Genomic DNA, 17,814 nt, shown 5'->3' with positions numbered 1-17,814 from the left:
TTCGTGGCCGCTATAAACCTGGGTACGCCCAAAGTCCCCGTAATCCTCGCTCCGCGACGCAAGTCTCGCCAGATCAAGGTCGGAAAGGTCCTCGTCGGAGGCGACGCGCAAGTCAGCGTGCAGTCGATGACCACGACCCCGACGACGAACATCAACGCGACCCTGCAGCAGATCGCCGAACTCACCGCCTCCGGCTGTGACATCGTGCGCGTCGCCGTGCCGAGCCGTGACGACGCCGAGGCGCTGCCGATCATCGCCAAGAAGAGCCAGATTCCGGTTATCGCCGACATCCACTTCCAGCCGAGCTACGTGTACGCGGCCATCGACGCCGGCTGCGCGGCCGTGCGGGTGAACCCCGGCAACATCCGCAAGTTCGACGACCAGATCGCTAAGATCGCCGCCGCAGCCAAGGCCGCGGACGTCTCCATCCGCATCGGCGTCAACGCCGGCTCGCTCGAGCCCAGCCTGTTGCAGAAGTATGGCAAGGCCACCGCGGAGGCTCTCGTGGAGAGCGCCGTGTGGGAGGCCAGCCTGTTCGAGGAGCACGACTTCCACGACTTCAAGATCTCGGTCAAGCACAACGACCCGGTGATCATGGTCAAGGCCTACCGTCTGCTGGCCGAGCGCGGCGACTGGCCGCTTCACCTCGGCGTCACCGAGGCCGGCCCGTCCTTCCAGGGCACCATCAAGAGCGCCACGGCGTTCGGCATCCTGCTCGGCGAGGGCATCGGCGACACCATCCGCGTGTCCCTCAGCGCCCCGCCCGCCGAGGAGATCAAGGTGGGACTGCAGATCCTGCAGTCGCTGAACCTGCGCGAACGCAAGCTTGAGATCGTCTCCTGCCCCAGCTGCGGCCGTGCCCAGGTGGATGTCTACAAGCTCGCCAACGACGTCACCGACGGTCTCGAAGGTATGACCGTGCCGCTCCGCGTGGCCGTGATGGGCTGCGTCGTCAACGGACCCGGTGAGGCCCGCGACGCCGACCTCGGCGTGGCATCCGGCAACGGCAAGGGCCAGATCTTCGTGCGCGGTGAGGTCATCAAGACCGTCCCGGAGTCCGAGATCGTGGCGACCCTGATCGAGGAGGCCAACCGCATGGCCGCCGAGATGCCGCCAAGCGAAGACTCCCTCGGCGCCCCCGTCGTGACGGTCGGCGCCAACTAGCCCGGCCTTGCCGGCCCCTCGGGCCGCCGCTCCTCCCACGGGCGCACCTTCGCGCTGACTGTTGCCGAAGCGGACATTTGCGTCCGGCGTACCGGGCGCAATTGTCCGCTCGGGCAACAGTTACGGTGGGCGCGGCTGCTGGGATCGCGCCGACGGGCGGCCTGCTCGCGCCGTAAAGTAGGTGCGTGCCTATTCGTATGTCGAACTACTTCCTCCGGACCCTTCGCGAAGACCCCTCTGATGCCGAGGTCACCAGCCACCGCCTGCTTGTGCGGGCCGGCTACATCCGGCGTCAGGCTCCGGGCATCTTCGCCTGGTTGCCGCTGGGCCTGAAGGTCAAGGCGAAGATCGAGACCATCATCCGCGAGGAGATGGCCGCCGCCGGCGCCTTCGAGGTGCACTTCCCGGCGCTGCTGCCGCGCGAACCATATGAGACCACCGGCCGCTGGGACGAGTACGGCGACGGCCTGTTCCGTCTGCAGGACCGCAAGGGCAGCGACCTGCTGCTGGCCCCCACCCACGAAGAGGTCTTTACCCTGATGGTGAAGGACCTCTACAACAGCTACAAGGACCTGCCCCTGTCGATCTTCCAGATCCAGGACAAGTACCGCGACGAGGCCCGCTCCCGTGGCGGCCTGTTGCGCGGCCGCGAGTTCACCATGAAGGACGCCTACTCCTTCGACCACACCGACGCCGGCCTCGAAACCAGCTACCAGGCCCAGCGCGACGCCTACGAGCGCATCTTCACCCGCCTCGGCCTCGAATACGTTGTGGTGCAGGCGGATGCCGGCGCCATGGGCGGATCCAAGAGCGAAGAGTTCCTGCACCCCACCCCGGTCGGTGAAGACACCTTCGTGCGCTCCGCCGGCGGCTACGCGGCCAACGTCGAGGCGTTCCGCACCCTGGTGCCCGAGTCGATCGACGTCACCGGTTTCCCCGCCGCCCAGGTGCAAGACACCCCGGACACCCCCACCATCCAGACCCTCGTCGATTCGGCCAACGCCAGCCAGCCGCGCCCGGATGGGCGGGAGTGGACCGCCGCTGACACCCTCAAGAACGTCGTGCTCGCCCTCGTCCAGCCCGACGGCAGCCGCGAGATCGTGGTCATCGGCCTGCCCGGCGACCGCGAGGTCGACCTCAAGCGCGTGGAGGTGGCCTTCGCCCCCGCCGAGGTCGAGGCCGCCAACGACGGCGACTTCGCCAAACTGGCCAAGATCCCCGGCCGCCCCGGCTTGGTCAAGGGCTACATCGGCCCGTGGTCTGCCGCCAGCGCGATGCTGGGCGCCGAATCGGCCACCGGCATCCGCTACCTCGTCGACCCGCGCATCGTCGACGGCACCGAGTGGATCACCGGCGCCAACGAGGCCGGGCGTCACGTCTTCGGACTCGTCGCCGGCCGTGACTTCATCGCGGACGGCACCGTCGAGGCTGCAGATGTGCGCGCCGGCGATCCGGCCCCAGACGGTTCAGGGCCGGTGGAACTGGCCCGCGGCATGGAGATCGGCCACGTTTTCCAGCTCGGCCGCAAATACGCCGAGGCGCTGGGCCTGAAGGTTCTCGACGAGAACGGCAAGCTCGTCACCGTCACGATGGGCTCATACGGCATCGGCGTCACCCGCGCCCTCGCCGTGATCGCCGAACTGAACAACGACGAGAAGGGCCTGATCTGGCCCGAGGCCGTGGCACCGTTCGACGTGCACGTGATCGCCACCGGCCGTGACGAGATCGTCTTCGAGACCAGCGAGGCCGTGACCGCGCTGGTCGAGGCCTCCGGTCGCGACGTGCTGTACGACGACCGCCGCAAGGTTTCGCCCGGCGTCAAGTTCGGCGACGCCGAACTGATCGGTATCCCCACCATCGTGATCGTGGGCCGCGGCGCGGCCGACGGCATCGTGGAACTGTGGGATCGCCGCAGCGGTGAGCGCACCCAGGTGGCCGTAACGGAGCTGGCTGCCCACTTCGCCTAACCAGCCCGAAAGCGGTCATCCGGTTGCCTCAGCGAGGCTGAAGCAACTGGATGACCACTTTCGCGAGCAGGCTCAAGTTAGAGGCGGGCGAAACGGGCGCGGAACAGGCAGTAGACGCCGTAGGCGATCAGGCCCACGCCGACGAGCACCAGGATGACCATGCCAAAGGGCAGGGCGGCGAGCGAGCGCAGTGCGCCGTCTAGCCCGGTCGACTGGCTCGGGTCCACCGTGAACCCGGCCACGATCACCAGGACGCCGACGACTCCCACGGCGATGCCCTTGGCCACGTAGCCGGCGACGCCGAGCCCGACAGTGGCCTTGCCCATCGTGCCGGACGGCACGGCCAGGTCTTCGGTGAATTTCTTCGTGGCGCCCTTGTAGACGAAGTAGGCGCCGATCGCGAGCACGCCGAGTCCGATCAGCATGAGCAGGATGGGCCCGCCAGGCAACGCAAGGATTGTCGCGCTGGCGGATGCCGTGCTCTGCGACGAGTTGGCCGACCCCTGTAGCGCCACCGTGAGGGCGGTGGCGGCGACCGCGAGGTAGGCGACTCCCTTTCCGATCTCCTTGAGACGGTGAGCCCAGACCTTCTTGGGGTCACCGCCCGGCACCAGGAACCCCTGCAGGATCTGCCACACGCCCAGCGCGGCCAGTCCGACCACGATGAGCCAAAGCACGAAGATTCCACCTGGGGACTGCGCGACCTGCACAAGCGCGCCGGACTGGTCGGCGCTTCCACCGGCACTGCCGACCGCGACACCGATCGCGATGGCTCCGATCAGGCCGTGCAATAGTCCGTTCACGGCGTAACCGACCCTGGCCAGGGTTTCGAGGTGGCGGCTGTTGCCTGCCTTGCGTGCGGCATCGCCGGCCGACTGGGCGCCCGACTGCGCGGGGGAGCGTGTCATCATGCGGCTCATGCTAGCGCTGAGGCAGGCTCCACGGGTGAAGTCGGGCCGGCGCGGGTGACGGGCGCGCCGGGATTCCGGTACCGTAGGGAGAAGCCCGCTGCGCGGTTTCGCGGCGGCAAGATCTGAATAGAGGAGGCCGGCCATGGACATCGACCTCAGCGTGTTGCGGCTGATGGAGCGCGAGAAAGAGATTCCTTTCGAGGAACTCGTGCAGATCATCGAGCAAGCAATTCTGACGGCCTACCTCAAGCACACCCACCAGGGTGAGCCGCTGAAGCAGGCTGCGGAAGAAGAACCCGGAGCTCGCGTCGTACTCGACCGCAAGTCCGGTCACGTCGACATTTACATTCCTGAGCACGACGAAGAGGGCAACATCATCGGCGAAGCCGTTGACAACCCCGACGACTTCGGTCGCATTGCCGCATTCGCGGCCAAGCAGGTCATCAACCAGCGCCTTCGCGACATCGCGGATGACGCGGTGCTCGGTGAATTCAAGGGCCGCGAGGGCGAGATCGTCGCCGGCGTGATCCAGCAGGGCCCCAACCCCCGCATGATCCACGTCGACCTCGGCACCATCGAGGCGATCCTTCCCCCTGAGGAGCAGGTGCCCGGCGAAAGCTACGTGCACGGTTCGCGCATCCGGGTGTACGTCACGGCCGTCGGCCGCGGCATGAAGGGCCCGCAGATCACCGTCTCACGCACGCACCCGTCGCTCGTGCGCCGCCTGTTCGCGCTGGAGGTCCCCGAGATCGCAAGCGGCGTCGTGGAGATCGTGTCACTGGCCCGCGAGGCCGGCCACCGCACCAAGATCGCCGTGCGCGCCACCGAACCCGGCGTCAACGCCAAGGGTGCCTGCATCGGCGAGCTCGGCCAGCGCGTTCGCGCGGTGACCGCGGAGCTCAACAACGAGAAAATCGACATCGTCGACTACTCGCCCGACCTCGCCACCTTCGTGGCCAGCGCGCTCTCGCCCGCCAAGGTCACCAGCGCCTACGTCATCGACGAGTCGATCAAAGCAGTTCGGGCCCTCGTGCCCGACTACCAGCTGTCGCTCGCGATCGGCAAGGAGGGCCAAAACGCCCGCCTCGCCGCCAAACTGACCGGCGCCAAAATCGACATCCAGCCGGACAGCATTCTGGAGGACGACGAATAGGGGGTACGATGGATCCCGTTAGAACGTGCATTGGATGCCGTTCCCGCGCCTCACGCTCCTCACTTCTGAGGATCGTCGCCCAGAATTGTGACCTGGTGGTTGATGAAACCGCCACCCTCCCTGGGCGAGGCGCGTGGATTCATCCCACCATCGCGTGCTTCCAGGAGGCCGTGAGGCGACGCGCTTTCGGGCGTGCTCTTCGGGTGACCAGCCCCCTGGACGCAAAACAACTAGAGAACAGGCTGACTTGGCTAATGGATAACTAATGAGCGGCTCGAAATGAGAACCGTCCGTTACTAACGGTCTGCCCCTTTCCGGGTGCAGGCCCGGAACAGGAGAATTGTGGCTGCGAAACCACGCGTACACGAGATCGCAACTGAGCTCGGTGTCGACAGCAAGGTAGCCCTTGCGAAATTGAAAGAGATGGGCGAGTTCGTCAAGGGACCGTCTTCCAGCGTTGAACCCCCCGTTGCACGCCGTCTGCGCGCAGCACTTGAGGCTGACGGAGTCGCCACCGGCGGCGCCGCTGCCGCTCCGGTGGCCCCGGCCGCCGCAAAGCCCGCGTCGACCTCCACGGCCAAGCCCGGTGGCGCACGTCCGTCCCCGGCACGTCCCGCCGCACCGGTGCCCGCACCTGTCGTCGAGGCTCCCGCCGCGGATGCTCCGCCGATGCCGGCCGCACCGCTGACCGTCGCCGAGCGCCAGGCCGCAGCCGCCGAGAAGGCCGCAGCAGCCGAGAAGGCCGCCGCCGAGTCCGGCGCCGCCGCGACCGAGACCGCGACCACCGAGGCAGCCACCCCGGCCGCCAAGGCCGACGGCGACGCGGCTCCGGCTGCCAAGCCCGGCAGCAGCAGCGTCCCGCGTCCGGGAGCGCGTCCGGGAAACAACCCGTTCGCCAGCAACCAGGGCATGGGCAAGACCCCCACCCCGCGTCCGGGCAACAACCCGTTCGCTAGTGCGCAGGGCATGGGACAGCGTCCGCCGTCCACGTCCTCGCCCAGCAACATCCCCCGTCCCGCCGCACCCCGCCCCGGCGCCCCGCGTCCGGGTGGACCCGGCCAGGCACCCCGCCCGACCGGCTTCGGCCAGCGCCCGGGTGGCTTCCAGCGTCCCGGTGGCGCACCGGGCGGCGCCGGTGGCGCACGCCCCGGCTTCACCCGTCCCGGTGCACCTGCCGGAGCACCCGGCTTCGGCCCGCCCCGCCCCGCCGGTGGCGGCGGCGCCGGTGGTCGTGGCCGTGGTCCCGGCGGTGGAACCGCTGGTGCGTTCGGTCGCGGAGGCGGCAAGAACAAGGCACGCAAGTCGAAGCGTACGAAGAGGGCTGAGTTCGAGCTGCGCGAGGCTCCGTCGCTGGGTGGCGTCAGCGTCCCCCGTGGCGACGGCGGAACCGTGGTGCGTCTGCGCCGCGGTGCCTCGATCACCGACTTCGCCGACAAGATCGACGCGAGCCCGGGCAACCTGGTCACCGTGCTGTTCCACCTCGGTGAGATGGCAACGGCGACCGAGTCGCTCGACGAGGCCACCTTCGATGTGCTGGGCAGCGAGCTGGGTTACAAGATCCAGATGGTCTCGCCCGACGACGAAGACCGCGAGCTGCTTCTCGCCTTCGATATCGACATCGACCAGGAGCTGGCCGACGAGACCGACGAAGAGCTCGAAGTCCGTCCTCCCGTCGTCACCGTCATGGGTCACGTCGACCACGGTAAGACCGCGCTGCTCGACGCCATCCGCAACGCCAAGGTCGCTGCCGGTGAAGCCGGTGGCATCACCCAGCACATCGGTGCCTACCAGGTGGTTACAGAGCACGAGGGCATCGAACGTGCCATCACCTTCATTGACACCCCCGGCCACGAGGCGTTCACCGCCATGCGTGCTCGTGGTGCGCAGGTCACCGACATCGCGATCCTCGTGGTCGCGGCCGATGACGGCATCATGCCGCAGACGATTGAGGCGCTCAACCACGCCCAGGCCGCCAACGTGCCGATCGTGGTCGCAGTGAACAAGATCGACAAGGCCGGTGCGAACCCGCAGAAGGTGCGCCAGCAGCTCACCGAATTCGGCCTCGTCGCCGAAGAGTACGGCGGAGACGTCATGTTCGTCGACGTGTCGGCGAAGAACAAGATCGGCATCCAGGAAATCCTCGACGCCGTCCTGCTCACCGCAGACGCCGGACTCGACATGCGCGCCAACCCGAACAAGGATGCCCGCGGTGTGGCCATTGAGGCCAAGCTCGACAAGGGCCGCGGTGCAGTCGCCACGGTGCTCATCCAGTCCGGAACGCTGCATGTCGGCGACTCGATCGTCGCCGGTACCGCCTACGGCCGCGTACGTGCGATGGCCGACGAAAACGGCAACGCCGTTCTCGCTGCCACGCCGTCCCGTGCCGTCCAGGTGCAGGGCCTCTCGAGCGTTCCCCGCGCCGGTGACACCTTCCTCGTTATCGAGGAAGACCGCACCGCGCGTCAGATCGCCGAGAAGCGCGAAGCCGCCGAGCGCAACGCCCTGCTGGCCAAGGCCCGCAAGCGCATCAGCCTCGAGGACTTCACCCGTGCACTCGAAGAGGGCAAGGTCGAATCGCTCAACCTCATTATCAAGGGTGACGTTTCCGGTGCCGTTGAGGCACTCGAAGAGTCGCTGCTCAAGATCGAGGTCGACGACTCCGTACAGCTGCGCATCATCCACCGTGGTGTCGGTGCGGTCACGGAGAGCGACGTCAACCTCGCCACCGTCGACAACGCCATCATCATCGGCTTCAACGTTCGTCCCGACACGAAGGCGCGCGAACGTGCGGCTCGTGAAGGCGTGGACGTGCGTTTCTACTCCGTCATCTACAACGCGCTCGAGGACATCGAGTCTTCCCTCACCGGAATGCTCAAGCCCGAGTTCGAAGAAGTGCAGAGTGGTATCGCCGAGATCCGCGAGGTCTTCAGCTCGTCCAAGTTCGGAAACGTCGCCGGTGTCATCGTGCGTTCGGGAACGATCACGCGAAACGCCAAGGCGCGGGTCATCCGCGACGGCATCGTCGTGGGCGACAACCTGGCCATCGAGTCGCTGCGTCGCTTCAAGGATGACGTCACCGAGGTGCGTACGGACTTCGAGGCCGGTATCGGTCTTGGTAAGTTCAACGACATCCAGATCGGCGATGAGATAGAGACGATCGAATTGAAGGAAAAGCCGAGAGGTTAATAACTTCTCGTTGCAAGGGGTCTCCGCTTGATCCCCCCTCAGGGGAAGAGCGGGGACCCCTACCCCGATTCCCCTGAGGGGGATCAAGCACCGACCCCCACTCCCCCAGAAACGCCAGCGTCAATACGATGGTTGGGGAGGGCTTGAGAGTGTTAAGAAGTACCCACAAACTAGGAGTAGATCATGGTAGATCCGGCACGCGCTAGGAAGATGGCGGACCGCATCAAGGTCATCGTGGCCAAGCGGCTCGAACGCGGCATCCGCGACCCGCGACTGGGCTTCGTGACCATCACCGACGTCAAGGTCACCGGCGACTTGCAGCACGCCTCGGTGTTCTACACGGTCTACGGCTCCGAAGATGAGCGCAAGGACAGCGCCGCAGCGCTCAAGGCCGCCACCGGCATGATGCGCAGCGAGGTCGGCAAGAACATCACCGCGCGGCTGACACCCTCGATCGAGTTCATCGCCGACGCCATCCCGGAGAACGCCGCCCTCATCGACGACCTGCTCCGTGAGGCACGCGAACGCGACACCCAGGTGGGCGAGATGGCCCGCACGGCCGTCTACGCCGGCGACGAAGACCCGTACGTCAAGCCCCGCGAATACGCCGAGGACGACAACGCTGACGAAGACGACACCGACGAGGACGAGGTGGAGGCCGCGCCGGCACCCACCGGCCGGCACGCCGCTGCCACGGAGCCCGACGCGCTCTAGCGCTCAGCAACACGAATCGCCGTACAAGGCCCCTTGACGACAAGCCGCGTCAAGGGGCCTTTTGTGGCATCTCGGCTCCCTCGCGAGGTGCCGCAAAGTGCCGCTTCAGCGCGCGCGAAGGGTCGTCTTGCGGTAAGTCTGTGTAACTGGTTGCGAGATGGCACTTGGCGCCCCTTTTGCGCGCCCGAAGGGTCCCAAAGTGGCAAGTCGCGGGAGAGAGAGCCGGTGAGATGGCAGTTGGCGCCCCTTCGGTGGTCTCAGGGGACCTGACCCTGGGGGGTCAGGCCTCGGTGGCGGCGATGGTCCAGTTGGCCGAGAAGGAATGGCCGGGGGACAAGAGCACCAGGTCTTCCCCGGTCGAGAGGGCATCGGGGGGACAGGTCATCGGCTCCACGGCCAGACCGATGCGGCTGCGCTCGGGCGCCGGACGGTCGGCGGTGTGCACCTGCAGCCAGGGCAGCTCGGCTCCGAAGCTCATGCGCACGCCGGTGCCGGCCGGGCTGGTGAGGGTGACACTCGCCGACCCATCCGCCTCGCGTGCGATGGCGGTGAACGCGTGGTCGATGAAGGTGTCGCCGATGACCCGGGGCGTGCGGAAGTCGAACTCCGGCGTGGTCTCGACGGGGACCGTGGCCACGGGGCTGAGCCGGTCCGGGGTCACCGTGAGATAGGCAGCGGCCGGGAACCCGAGGGTCCAGTCGTCGACGCTGCCGGGACCGGCCACGAGGTAGGGGTGCGGGCCGGTGCCGTATGGGGCCGTTGCCGCCCCGAGGTTCGTGGCCGTCACCGTGCTGGTGAGGCCATTGTCGTCCAGGCTGTACGTCACCAGGACGGCAATGCGGTGCGGGTAGCCGTCGCTGGGCACGATCGTGATACCCAGGGTCACCGAATCGGCAGAACGCGCCTGCAGCGTCCAGTCGGCCCAGCAGACCAGCCCATGCAGGGCGTGTGAGCGGCTGGGCTCGGTGAGCGGCAGCTGGTAGTCGACGCCCTCGAAGGAGTACGTTCCGTCGACAACCCGGTTCGGCCAGGGGGCGAGCACGGCGCCCCGGTAGCCGGGGCGCACCTCGTCGGCGTCGAACGGTACGACGAGGTCGCGGTCGTGCCAGGTAAGCAGGCGCAGGCTCGCGCCGACGCTGGCGATCGTGGCCGAGTAGCCGTCATGGCTGATCGTGTACTGCAGGCCGGAGAGTGGCAGGACGGACGCATCCGCGCCGGTGAAGTCGGTGGTGGATGCGCCGAAAGCGTCAGTCATGGGACAGTACTCGTTTCAGATAGGAGTTCTCGAATCGTCCATCGGGATCGACCCGGCGCACGTGTGCCGCGAAATCATCGAGGCGGGGATAGGCCCGGCGCAGCCCGGCCGGCGACATCGTGGCGACCTTGCCCCAGTGCGGGCGCGGCGCGAACGGCTCCAGGGTGTGCTCGATGAGGGGCAGCACCGACAGGATCTCGGCCGCCAGCGGCTTCCAGGTGAAATGGATGGCGAGCGAGTCGCGGGCGTAGCTCGGGCTGAGCCAGGCGGTGTCAGCGGCCACGCTGCGCAGCTCGGAGATGTGCAGCAGCGGTGCAATGCGGTTGCCGATAGCGCGCAGGGCGGTGATCGCGGCGACGGCGTGTGCGGCCGGGATCAGGTATTCGGACTGGATCTCCTCGCCGTGGCTGGGCTGGAACTCGCTCCTGAAGTGCGCAAGGCGTTCATTCCACGGGCCGGGCTCGCGCAACTGCCCGGTCACGCTTTCGGCGGTGACACCGGGCAGCGGGTGCAGTGCCACCGTGGCCTCGGTAGCGCCGAGAGCGGCGAGGTCCAGCTCGGGGCCATCCACGTCGAGCCGACGCTTGGACCACACCTGGTGGGTATTCTCGCCCTGGAAGGTGGTGAACACGCTGACGCTGTAGCCGCTGGACATGATGGCGGCCCAGTTGGCCAGGGCCGCGGTCCAGGACAGGCCCTCGTGCACGTACTGGGAAATCTGGAAGTGCGGCTGCACCCTCAGGGTGACTGCGGTGACGATGCCCACCGCACCCAGGCCCACCACGGAGGCCGCGAAGTCGGGGTCGTGCTCCCGAACCACTTCGACCTCGCCGGATGCGCGCACGATCTCCAGCGCCAGAACCGACGACGCCAGCGACCCGTTACGCACGCCGGAACCGTGCGTGCCGGTCTGGATGGCGCCGGCGACCGAGATGTGCGGCAGCGACGCGAGGTTGGGCAGGGCCAGGTCGCGTTCGGCGAGGTAGGCGCCGACCTGGGCGTAGGTGCTGCCGGCGCCGACACGCACGCTCACCGCGGTGCCGTCGTCGCCGAACTGCAGCTCCGGCTGGTCCACCAGTTTGTCGAGGGCCACCTGTGTACCCGCCGTGTCGGCGATGGTGGAGAACGAGTGCCTGGAGCCCAGCGCCTTGACACGGCTGCCGGCCTCGCCCGCCGCTGTGACGATGGCCGATACCTCAGCCGCCGTTGCGGGATGCCTGATGTCGTCGGTGGAATACTCGACATTGCCGGCCCAGTTCTTCATTGAGACCATTTCTGCTAGTGGGAACGCAGGGTTTTCACCCCTGCGAAAGAGCGTACCGCCCGGGTTCGACGAGAACCGCGAGGCCGTCGGCGAGGAGCCCGGCCAGTGCCCGGTCGCGCTGTACGGCATCCGGCCACACACCGTCGATCTCAGCGTCGGTCACCGGATGGTGCGTGGCCCGCAGCTCGGCCATGATCAGCCCGCGCACCTGCCGGTCGCTGCCCTCGAACTTCTTCTGCACGGCCTTCTTCGGTCCGGTGTAGGCCGGGTAGCCGGCCGCACGCCAGGCGCAGGCATCACGGATCGGGCAGTCCGCGCACCGCGGGCTGCGGCTGGTGCAGACGATGGCGCCGAGCTCCATGATGGCCGCATTGAACAGGGCCGCCGGAACGGGTTCGGCCGGCAACAGCGCCGACATGGAGTCGAGGTCCCTGGTGCGGCTGGGCGGTGCGGGTTGGGCCTGTCCGGCCACGGCCCTGGCGATGACCCGGCGGGTATTGGTGTCGACCACCGGATGCCGGTGGCCGTAGGCGAACGCCGCGACCGCCCTGGCCGTGTAGTCGCCGATCCCGGTGAGGGCGAGCAGGTCGTCGACGTCTTCTGGCACGATGCCGCCGTGCCGTTCGGTGATCTGCACCGCGGCGGCGTGCAGCCACAGCGCACGGCGCGGGTAGCCCAGGCTCGCCCAGGCCCGAACGGCCTCGCCGGGTGGAACGGAAGCCAGATCGGTGGGTGTCGGCCAGCGCTCGAGCCATTCCGCGAGACGCGGGATGACCCGGCTCACCGGGGTCTGCTGCAACATGAACTCGCTCACCAAAGTGCCCCAGGCGCTGAAGCCGTCGCGCCGCCAAGGCAGGTCGCGGGCGTTCTCGCCGAACCAGACACTGATGCTGCGGCTGAGGGCGGGGCCGACCGGCGCGGTACTGACAATGGCACTGTCGACGGGGGCGGTGCTCTGGACTGTGACGTTCATCGGTTCTAACCTAGGCTCGATTCATGAAGCTCGTTTCCACTCCCCGCGTCGAGTACCTGCGTACCCTCGCGACCGAGATCCTCAACCTGAACGGCCGGGGGCGGGTGATCGTGGCCGTCGACGGCGCCGACGCGGCCGCCCGCACAGCGTTCGCCGACGATCTGGCCGCGGTGCTCGACGAAGCCCAGATGCCCACCTTCCGGGCGTCCCTGCGCTATTTCCAGCGGTCCAGGGAAGACCTCGGCCGGTTCGGCGCCGACTCCCCGGAGCGCTTCTACAGGCACGGCTTCGACTATTCGGCGCTGCGAAGGGTGTTGCTCGAACCGTTCAGGCTCGGCGGCAGCACCGGCTTTGTCACCCAGGTGTTCGACCCTGACCGGGACAGCTGGATCGAACCGACCTGGACCACGGCTCCAACGGACGCGTTCCTGGTCATCGACGGTGAGTTCATCAACCGCAGTGAGCTGCGGGATGCCTGGAATTACCGCATCCTGCTGGAGAGCGAAGCGACCTCGGAGTCCGACTACCTCTACCAGAAGGAGGAACGCCCCCGTCAGGTGGCGTCGGCCGTGATCGACCTCAGTGAACGCCACCGTCCCCAGCGGGTGTTCAGCGACTCTTGCTGAACCGCGCCAGCACGTCGTCGGGGCTGAGGAACGTCCCCCGTTCCTCCACCTCGTGCACCAGGGCTGTCAGCCGGCTGTTCACCGGGGCCGGAACGCCGGCGGCAGCGGCCTCACGCACCACCACGCCGTTGAGGTGGTCCACCTCGGTGCGTTGGCCGCGGGTGACGCTTTGCAGGGTGGAGCCCAGGTTGGGCACACTGCCCATGCGGGCGCGCATCCTCAGCGGCAGCAGCTGCCCGGCCCAGGCGGGCAGCAGCGAGAATGCGCGCAGCCGGCGGTCGCCGAGCGCCTGCATCGCACCGAACCGGATGCCGCGGCGCATGCCCACCCGCACGGCCTCGCGCATGCTCAGCGTCATCAGCCGGCGCAGGCCCCGGTGCGCGACGACGCCCTGAACGCTCAGCCCGGTGATCGCGGGCAACGCGTTGAGCATGTTGACGACGAGCTTGGTCCACTGGGCGCCGACGAAATTGTCGACGGCCCGGCAGGGCACCGCCTCGGCGAGCACCGCCTGCCAGCGACGGGTGGCGGCGTCGGCCGGTCCGGAACCGCGGCCGAGGTAGGTGGGCGCGGCCGTGGTGACCGTGACCAGGCCCGGTTCGGTGTGATTCGCGGCGATGATCGACAGTGCGCCGAAGCAGTCAGAGCGGGGGAGTAGCCGCCGGGCGGTGTCGACGCCGTCGAGGCCGTTCTGGATCACGATGACCGCGGCGCCGTCGAGCACGGCGGCGTTTTCCGCAATCGCGGCTTCGGCATCCTGCGCCTTGGTGCACACCAGGGCCAGATCGGGCGTCTCGACCAGCCGTTCGAGGGCCGTGGGATGCGCCGTTGCCGGGCCGAATCCGCCCTCGAGACGGATGCCCCGCTCGCGGATCGCGGCCAGCCCGGCACCGCGCGCGGTGACGGTGACCTCATGCCCCCCCACGCTGAGGAGGGTGGCGAAGGTTCCGCCCAGGGCGCCGGCGCCGATCACAGCAATTCGCATGACCTCAGCCTAGAAGCCCCGGCCGGGCAACCTGGACTACCCGCGAACGAGGAGGGCTTCCGCGGGCAGAAGCACCGTCGTCGGAGCCTGGGCCACCCGGCGTCCCGACGGCAGCGCGAGCGCGATCAGCGCCGCGACAGCGAGCACCCCGGCGCCGACCAGAACGGCCGGCACCGCGGCATCCACGTACCCGGTGGGGGTCAGCGTGCCGCCGTTGCCGGTGAACACCGCGGTGAGCACCGCGACGCCCAGCGCCACGCCGATCTCGCGGAAGGTGGAGTTGGTGCCCGACGCCTTGGCGTGGTCGTTGGGCACCATGTTGGCGAGCACGGCGGTGGAGCTCGGCGCGAAGACCAGCCCCATGCCCAGCCCGGCCAGGATGAACGCGCCGACCAGCTCGCCGTATTCGACGTCGGCCGACATCGTCAGGGCCACCCAGAACATCGCGATCGAGAGCAGGACCAGCCCCAGCACGATCGGCAGACGCGTTCCGGTTCTCGGGCTGAGCATCCCCGTCAGCGGTGCCACGATCATGGGAGCCAGCGTCCAGGGCATCGTCATCACGCCGGCCTCGAGCGGGCTGTGGCCCTGCACGATCTGCAGGAACTGAATGAGGATGAAAATCGAGCCGAAGATGCCGAAGCTGAAGGTGATCCCCACGAGGTTCGCAACCGTGAAGCTTCGGTCGCGAAACAGCCGCAAGGGCAGCAGTGGCGCGGATGCCCGCCCCTCCCACCAGACGAAGGCGAGCAGAAGGATGCCGCCGCCGATGAGCGCCGTGAGGACCTCTGTGCTGGTCCAGCCGGCCTCATTGCCCCGCACGATTCCGTAGACGATCCCGAAGACGCCGCCGCCGACCAGCACGAGGCCCACCACATCGGCGCGCAGCCGAGCACCGAAGCTGTTGGGCAACGCGATCAGGGCGAGCGGGATCGACAGAAGGCCGAGCGGTACGTTCAGCCAGAAGATGGCCTCCCAGTTCCAGCCTTCCACCACAGCGCCGCCGATGAGCGGGCCGAGCGCCACGCCGAGGCCGGCGATGCCGCCCCAGATGCCGATGGCCGCCGGCCGGAAGCGGTCGGCCACCGACCCGACGAGCAGCGTCAGGGAGAGCGGCATGAGCGCGGCGGCACCCACTCCCTGAAGCGCACGGGCGGAGATCAGCATCCACGGCTCGACGCTGATGGCACAGAGCGCTGATGCGGTGGTGAACACCGCGATGCCGGCCAGGAACACGGACCGGCGGCCGAAGCGGTCGCCGATTGCGACGGCCATCAGCATGAATGTGGCGAAGCTGAGCGAGTAGGCGTTGACGACCCACTGCAGTTCTTCGATGGTGGCGTTCAGGTCGGTGTTGATCACCGGTAGGGCGCTGGTAACCACGAGGTTGTCCAGAGTGGCCATGAACATGGGCAGCGACGCGGCGACAACGGCAAGCCAGACGGGCACCCGGCGGAGGCGCCTGTCGGCCGGCGGGGTGGAGGTGGTGGTCATGGGAGATCCCTTCGGGAACGAAGCCAGAATGTTGTAATTGAATGATTACAAAACAGGAGATTAGTAATCGACTGATAACCTGTCAAGTGTGAACGAGACATCCGGCATCGCAGCCGCCCAGCCCACCGAGCGCATTCCCGCTGCAGAACGCCGCGAGCAGATCCTGGCCGCGGCCAGCGTGGTCTTCGGCGAGCGGGGCTATTCCGGCGCGACCACCGACCAGGTGGCCAGGGCCGCCGGCATCAGCCAGCCTTACGTGGTGCGTATGTTCGGCACCAAGGAGAACCTCTTTTTGGAGGTGGTGGCCCGGGCTCTCGAGCGCCTGGTCGCCGGTTTCAGGCAGGTCCTCGCCGAACCGCGCGAGCACGGCGATGACGAGCGGGAACTGCTGATCGCGCGGCTCGGCGCCGCCTACGTCGACCTCATCGAAGATCGAGGCATCCTGCTCTCCCTCATGCAGGCTTTCCTCAGCGGGCACAACCCTGTCGTCGGCGCCAAGGCCAGGGCCGGATTCCTCGAGATCTACCGGATGCTGCGTGACGAGGCCGGATTCCCGCCGGACACCATCCGAGGGTTCCTGGCCGACGGGATGCTGTTCAACACGCTCCTGGCCATTCGGCTGCCCGACATCTTCGACGAGGATCCCGACGCCGAAGAACTCATGCGGTGCACGTTCCGTGGCAAGCTCGACCTTGTGCTCGGCGCTACAGCCGCCGAGGCCGCAAAGCATGCCTGACCCCAGCCCCAAAGGACCCAAGTGAACGCCCCACGCCGCCCGCCCGGCAGCACCGCAAGCGGCCTCGTGCTGATCGACAAGCCCCAGGGCTGGACCAGCCACGACGCAGTCGCGCGCACCCGGCGCCTCGCAAACACCCGCAAGGTTGGCCACGCCGGCACCCTGGACCCGATGGCGACAGGCCTGCTGATCCTCGGCATCAACAGTTCCACCCGGCTGCTCACCTATGTTGTCGGGCTCGATAAGGAGTACCTGGCCACCATCCGGCTGGGCGCAGCGACGACCACAGACGACGCCGAGGGCGAGGAGCTCACCCGCGCGCCCGCCGTCGCCGTCGGCGCGATGGCCGAGGCCGCCATCACCGACGGCATCCAGGTCCTCACCGGGGACATCAGCCAACGGCCGAGCGCCGTGAGCGCCATCAAGGTAGACGGCAAGCGGGCCTACGCGAGGGTGCGTGCCGGCGAAGACGTCGAACTGCCCGCACGTCCCGTCACCGTGAGCGAGTTCGAGCTGCTTTCCAGCAACCCGGTCGACGGTTTCCTCGACCTCGAGGTGCGCGTGGTGTGCTCCTCAGGCACCTACATCCGTGCGCTGGCCCGCGACCTCGGTGCGGGCCTCGACGTTGGCGGCCATCTCACCAGCCTCCGCCGCACCCGCATCGGCCCGTTCGGCATCGCCGCCGCCGACCCCCTCGACCAGCTCGACGTTGCCCGCGCCCTGATCGGGCCGGCGGATGCGGCGAGCCGGCTCTTCGGCCGGCTCGACCTGAGCGAGCAGCAGGCTATCGACCTCGGCCACGGCAAACGCATCGACGCGCCCGTCGGCGCGACTCACGCTGGACCGATTGCCGCCATCGACCCGACCGGCCGGCTCGTCGGCCTCGTCGAGTACCGCGCCGGCCAAGCCAAGTCGATCGTCAATTTCCCGCCAGACGAACCAGCGGCCGGCTCCGCCGCGGCGGAGGACGCCTCGTGATCGAGTGGTTCACCTACCTGCAGCTGGCGATTGCCACCGCTGCCGGCCTGCTCTGTCTGGGCCTGGGACTTGCCGGCCGCAAGCCCTCCGACCTCAGTATGGGGGCGACCCTGCTCGTGGAGCTGCTCCTGATCGCTCAGCTCGCGGTGGCCCTGGTCGCGCCCCTCACCGGCAACCACGCCACCGGCAGTCTGCTGGAGTTCTACACCTACCTCGTCAGCGCCATCCTGCTGCCGATCGCTGGGGGAGTGTGGGCGCTTATCGAACGCAGCCGGTGGAGCACGGTGATCCTCGGGGTGGTCTGCCTGTCGGTGGCGGTCATGCTCTACCGGATGCTGCAGATCTGGACCGTGCAGGGCGTCTGAGCCGCTGGAGGACAACCGGCACCGTTCGGCCCGGAGATGCTGC

General features: G+C 68.0%; 16 protein-coding genes. 10 read left to right on the top strand and 6 right to left on the bottom strand.

Annotation, left to right across the window (positions count from 1 at the left end; translation table 11 throughout):
* The first annotated feature begins 3 nt into the window (after positions 1–3).
* Both ispG and E3O42_RS12920 read left to right on the top strand, forming a co-directional pair.
* Complete coding sequence (gene ispG / locus E3O42_RS12925) at positions 4–1,164, top strand: flavodoxin-dependent (E)-4-hydroxy-3-methylbut-2-enyl-diphosphate synthase (protein WP_134454325.1); 1,161 nt, start codon at positions 4–6, stop codon at positions 1,162–1,164.
* 197 nt (positions 1,165–1,361) lie between these two features.
* Positions 1,362–3,131, top strand: coding sequence for a proline--tRNA ligase (locus tag E3O42_RS12920; RefSeq protein ID WP_134454389.1), 1,770 nt, complete (start codon positions 1,362–1,364; stop codon positions 3,129–3,131).
* Between the two features lie 77 nt (positions 3,132–3,208).
* Here E3O42_RS12920 and E3O42_RS12915 read toward each other — a convergent pair whose 3' ends face one another.
* Positions 3,209–4,042, bottom strand: coding sequence for a DUF1206 domain-containing protein (locus E3O42_RS12915; RefSeq protein WP_241984820.1), 834 nt, complete (start codon positions 4,040–4,042; stop codon positions 3,209–3,211).
* 142 nt (positions 4,043–4,184) lie between these two features.
* Here E3O42_RS12915 and nusA point away from each other — a divergent pair, with 142 nt between their 5' ends.
* The 4 genes from nusA (at position 4,185) to rbfA (ending at position 9,095) form a co-directional block, all read left to right on the top strand.
* Complete coding sequence (gene nusA, locus E3O42_RS12910; RefSeq protein ID WP_110126027.1) at positions 4,185–5,195, top strand: transcription termination factor NusA; 1,011 nt, start codon at positions 4,185–4,187, stop codon at positions 5,193–5,195.
* Positions 5,196–5,203: 8 nt separating this feature from the next.
* Entirely contained in the window at positions 5,204–5,461 is a 258-nt protein-coding gene (locus tag E3O42_RS12905; protein ID WP_134454324.1) for a YlxR family protein, read from the top strand.
* 76 nt (positions 5,462–5,537) lie between these two features.
* A complete protein-coding gene (gene infB / locus E3O42_RS12900; protein ID WP_134454323.1) occupies positions 5,538–8,381 on the top strand; it encodes a translation initiation factor IF-2 in 2,844 nt (947 codons plus the stop codon).
* 183 nt (positions 8,382–8,564) lie between these two features.
* Positions 8,565–9,095, top strand: a complete 531-nt coding sequence (rbfA, locus tag E3O42_RS12895) for a 30S ribosome-binding factor RbfA (RefSeq protein ID WP_134454322.1) — start codon at positions 8,565–8,567, stop codon at positions 9,093–9,095.
* A gap of 280 nt (positions 9,096–9,375) precedes the next feature.
* Here the strand turns inward: rbfA and E3O42_RS12890 are convergent, their stop codons facing one another.
* From E3O42_RS12890 to E3O42_RS12880, 3 genes are read right to left on the bottom strand one after another with little or no spacing between them, the layout of a single operon-like run.
* Positions 9,376–10,350: an aldose 1-epimerase family protein gene (locus E3O42_RS12890; protein WP_134454321.1), complete on the bottom strand. Its 975-nt coding sequence runs from the start codon at positions 10,348–10,350 to the stop codon at positions 9,376–9,378.
* Positions 10,343–11,614 carry a D-arabinono-1,4-lactone oxidase gene (locus E3O42_RS12885; RefSeq protein WP_134454320.1) on the bottom strand — a complete coding sequence of 424 codons (1,272 nt, stop codon included), beginning with the start codon at positions 11,612–11,614 and terminating at the stop codon, positions 10,343–10,345. Before E3O42_RS12885 ends, E3O42_RS12890 begins: the two co-directional genes overlap by 8 nt.
* Before the next feature lie 34 nt (positions 11,615–11,648).
* Positions 11,649–12,587 (bottom strand): HhH-GPD family protein, encoded by a 939-nt coding sequence (locus E3O42_RS12880; protein WP_134454319.1) that lies wholly within the window; start codon positions 12,585–12,587, stop codon positions 11,649–11,651.
* Positions 12,588–12,610: 23 nt separating this feature from the next.
* Between E3O42_RS12880 and E3O42_RS12875 the strand changes: the two genes are divergently transcribed.
* On the top strand, positions 12,611–13,213 hold the full coding sequence (locus E3O42_RS12875) for a nucleoside/nucleotide kinase family protein (RefSeq protein WP_134454318.1): 603 nt from the start codon (positions 12,611–12,613) through the stop codon (positions 13,211–13,213).
* Here the strand turns inward: E3O42_RS12875 and E3O42_RS12870 are convergent.
* Together E3O42_RS12870 and E3O42_RS12865 are read right to left on the bottom strand one after the other, a co-directional pair.
* Positions 13,197–14,198, bottom strand: a complete 1,002-nt coding sequence (locus tag E3O42_RS12870) for a ketopantoate reductase family protein (protein WP_134454317.1) — start codon at positions 14,196–14,198, stop codon at positions 13,197–13,199. The two genes, E3O42_RS12875 and E3O42_RS12870, sit on opposite strands and share 17 nt — an antisense overlap.
* Before the next feature lie 36 nt (positions 14,199–14,234).
* Positions 14,235–15,692, bottom strand: coding sequence for an MFS transporter (locus E3O42_RS12865; RefSeq protein WP_134454316.1), 1,458 nt, complete (start codon positions 15,690–15,692; stop codon positions 14,235–14,237).
* A gap of 88 nt (positions 15,693–15,780) precedes the next feature.
* Between E3O42_RS12865 and E3O42_RS12860 the strand changes: the two genes are divergently transcribed.
* Genes E3O42_RS12860 through E3O42_RS12850 form a run of 3 tightly spaced genes read left to right on the top strand, consistent with a single transcriptional unit; the run spans position 15,781 to position 17,771 of the window.
* A complete protein-coding gene (locus E3O42_RS12860; protein ID WP_241984819.1) occupies positions 15,781–16,428 on the top strand; it encodes a TetR/AcrR family transcriptional regulator in 648 nt (215 codons plus the stop codon).
* 21 nt (positions 16,429–16,449) lie between these two features.
* A complete protein-coding gene (truB, locus tag E3O42_RS12855; RefSeq protein WP_134454315.1) occupies positions 16,450–17,406 on the top strand; it encodes a tRNA pseudouridine(55) synthase TruB in 957 nt (318 codons plus the stop codon).
* Positions 17,403–17,771 carry a hypothetical protein gene (locus E3O42_RS12850; RefSeq protein ID WP_134454314.1) on the top strand — a complete coding sequence of 123 codons (369 nt, stop codon included), beginning with the start codon at positions 17,403–17,405 and terminating at the stop codon, positions 17,769–17,771. Before truB ends, E3O42_RS12850 begins: the two co-directional genes overlap by 4 nt.
* The last annotated feature ends 43 nt before the right edge of the window (positions 17,772–17,814 follow it).

This window comes from Cryobacterium adonitolivorans (genome assembly GCF_004402695.1).
Classification (GTDB): Bacteria; Actinomycetota; Actinomycetes; order Actinomycetales; family Microbacteriaceae; genus Cryobacterium; species Cryobacterium adonitolivorans.
The sequence above is the reverse complement of the archived record's forward strand: the minus strand, read 5'-3'. Positions and strand labels throughout refer to the sequence as shown.

Bases quoted from the DNA above. Each gene is read 5' to 3' on its own strand.
- E3O42_RS12920 (WP_134454389.1), top strand. From the start codon at position 1,362: ATGTCGAACTACTTCCTCCGGACCCTTCGCGAAGACCCCTCTGATGCC.
- E3O42_RS12915 (WP_241984820.1), bottom strand. From the start codon at position 4,042: ATGATGACACGCTCCCCCGCGCAGTCGGGCGCCCAGTCGGCCGGCGAT.
- nusA (WP_110126027.1), top strand. From the start codon at position 4,185: ATGGACATCGACCTCAGCGTGTTGCGGCTGATGGAGCGCGAGAAAGAG.
- E3O42_RS12905 (WP_134454324.1), top strand. From the start codon at position 5,204: ATGGATCCCGTTAGAACGTGCATTGGATGCCGTTCCCGCGCCTCACGC.
- rbfA (WP_134454322.1), top strand. From the start codon at position 8,565: ATGGTAGATCCGGCACGCGCTAGGAAGATGGCGGACCGCATCAAGGTC.
- E3O42_RS12890 (WP_134454321.1), bottom strand. From the start codon at position 10,350: ATGACTGACGCTTTCGGCGCATCCACCACCGACTTCACCGGCGCGGAT.
- E3O42_RS12885 (WP_134454320.1), bottom strand. From the start codon at position 11,614: ATGAAGAACTGGGCCGGCAATGTCGAGTATTCCACCGACGACATCAGG.
- E3O42_RS12880 (WP_134454319.1), bottom strand. From the start codon at position 12,587: ATGAACGTCACAGTCCAGAGCACCGCCCCCGTCGACAGTGCCATTGTC.
- E3O42_RS12875 (WP_134454318.1), top strand. From the start codon at position 12,611: ATGAAGCTCGTTTCCACTCCCCGCGTCGAGTACCTGCGTACCCTCGCG.
- E3O42_RS12870 (WP_134454317.1), bottom strand. From the start codon at position 14,198: ATGCGAATTGCTGTGATCGGCGCCGGCGCCCTGGGCGGAACCTTCGCC.
- E3O42_RS12865 (WP_134454316.1), bottom strand. From the start codon at position 15,692: ATGACCACCACCTCCACCCCGCCGGCCGACAGGCGCCTCCGCCGGGTG.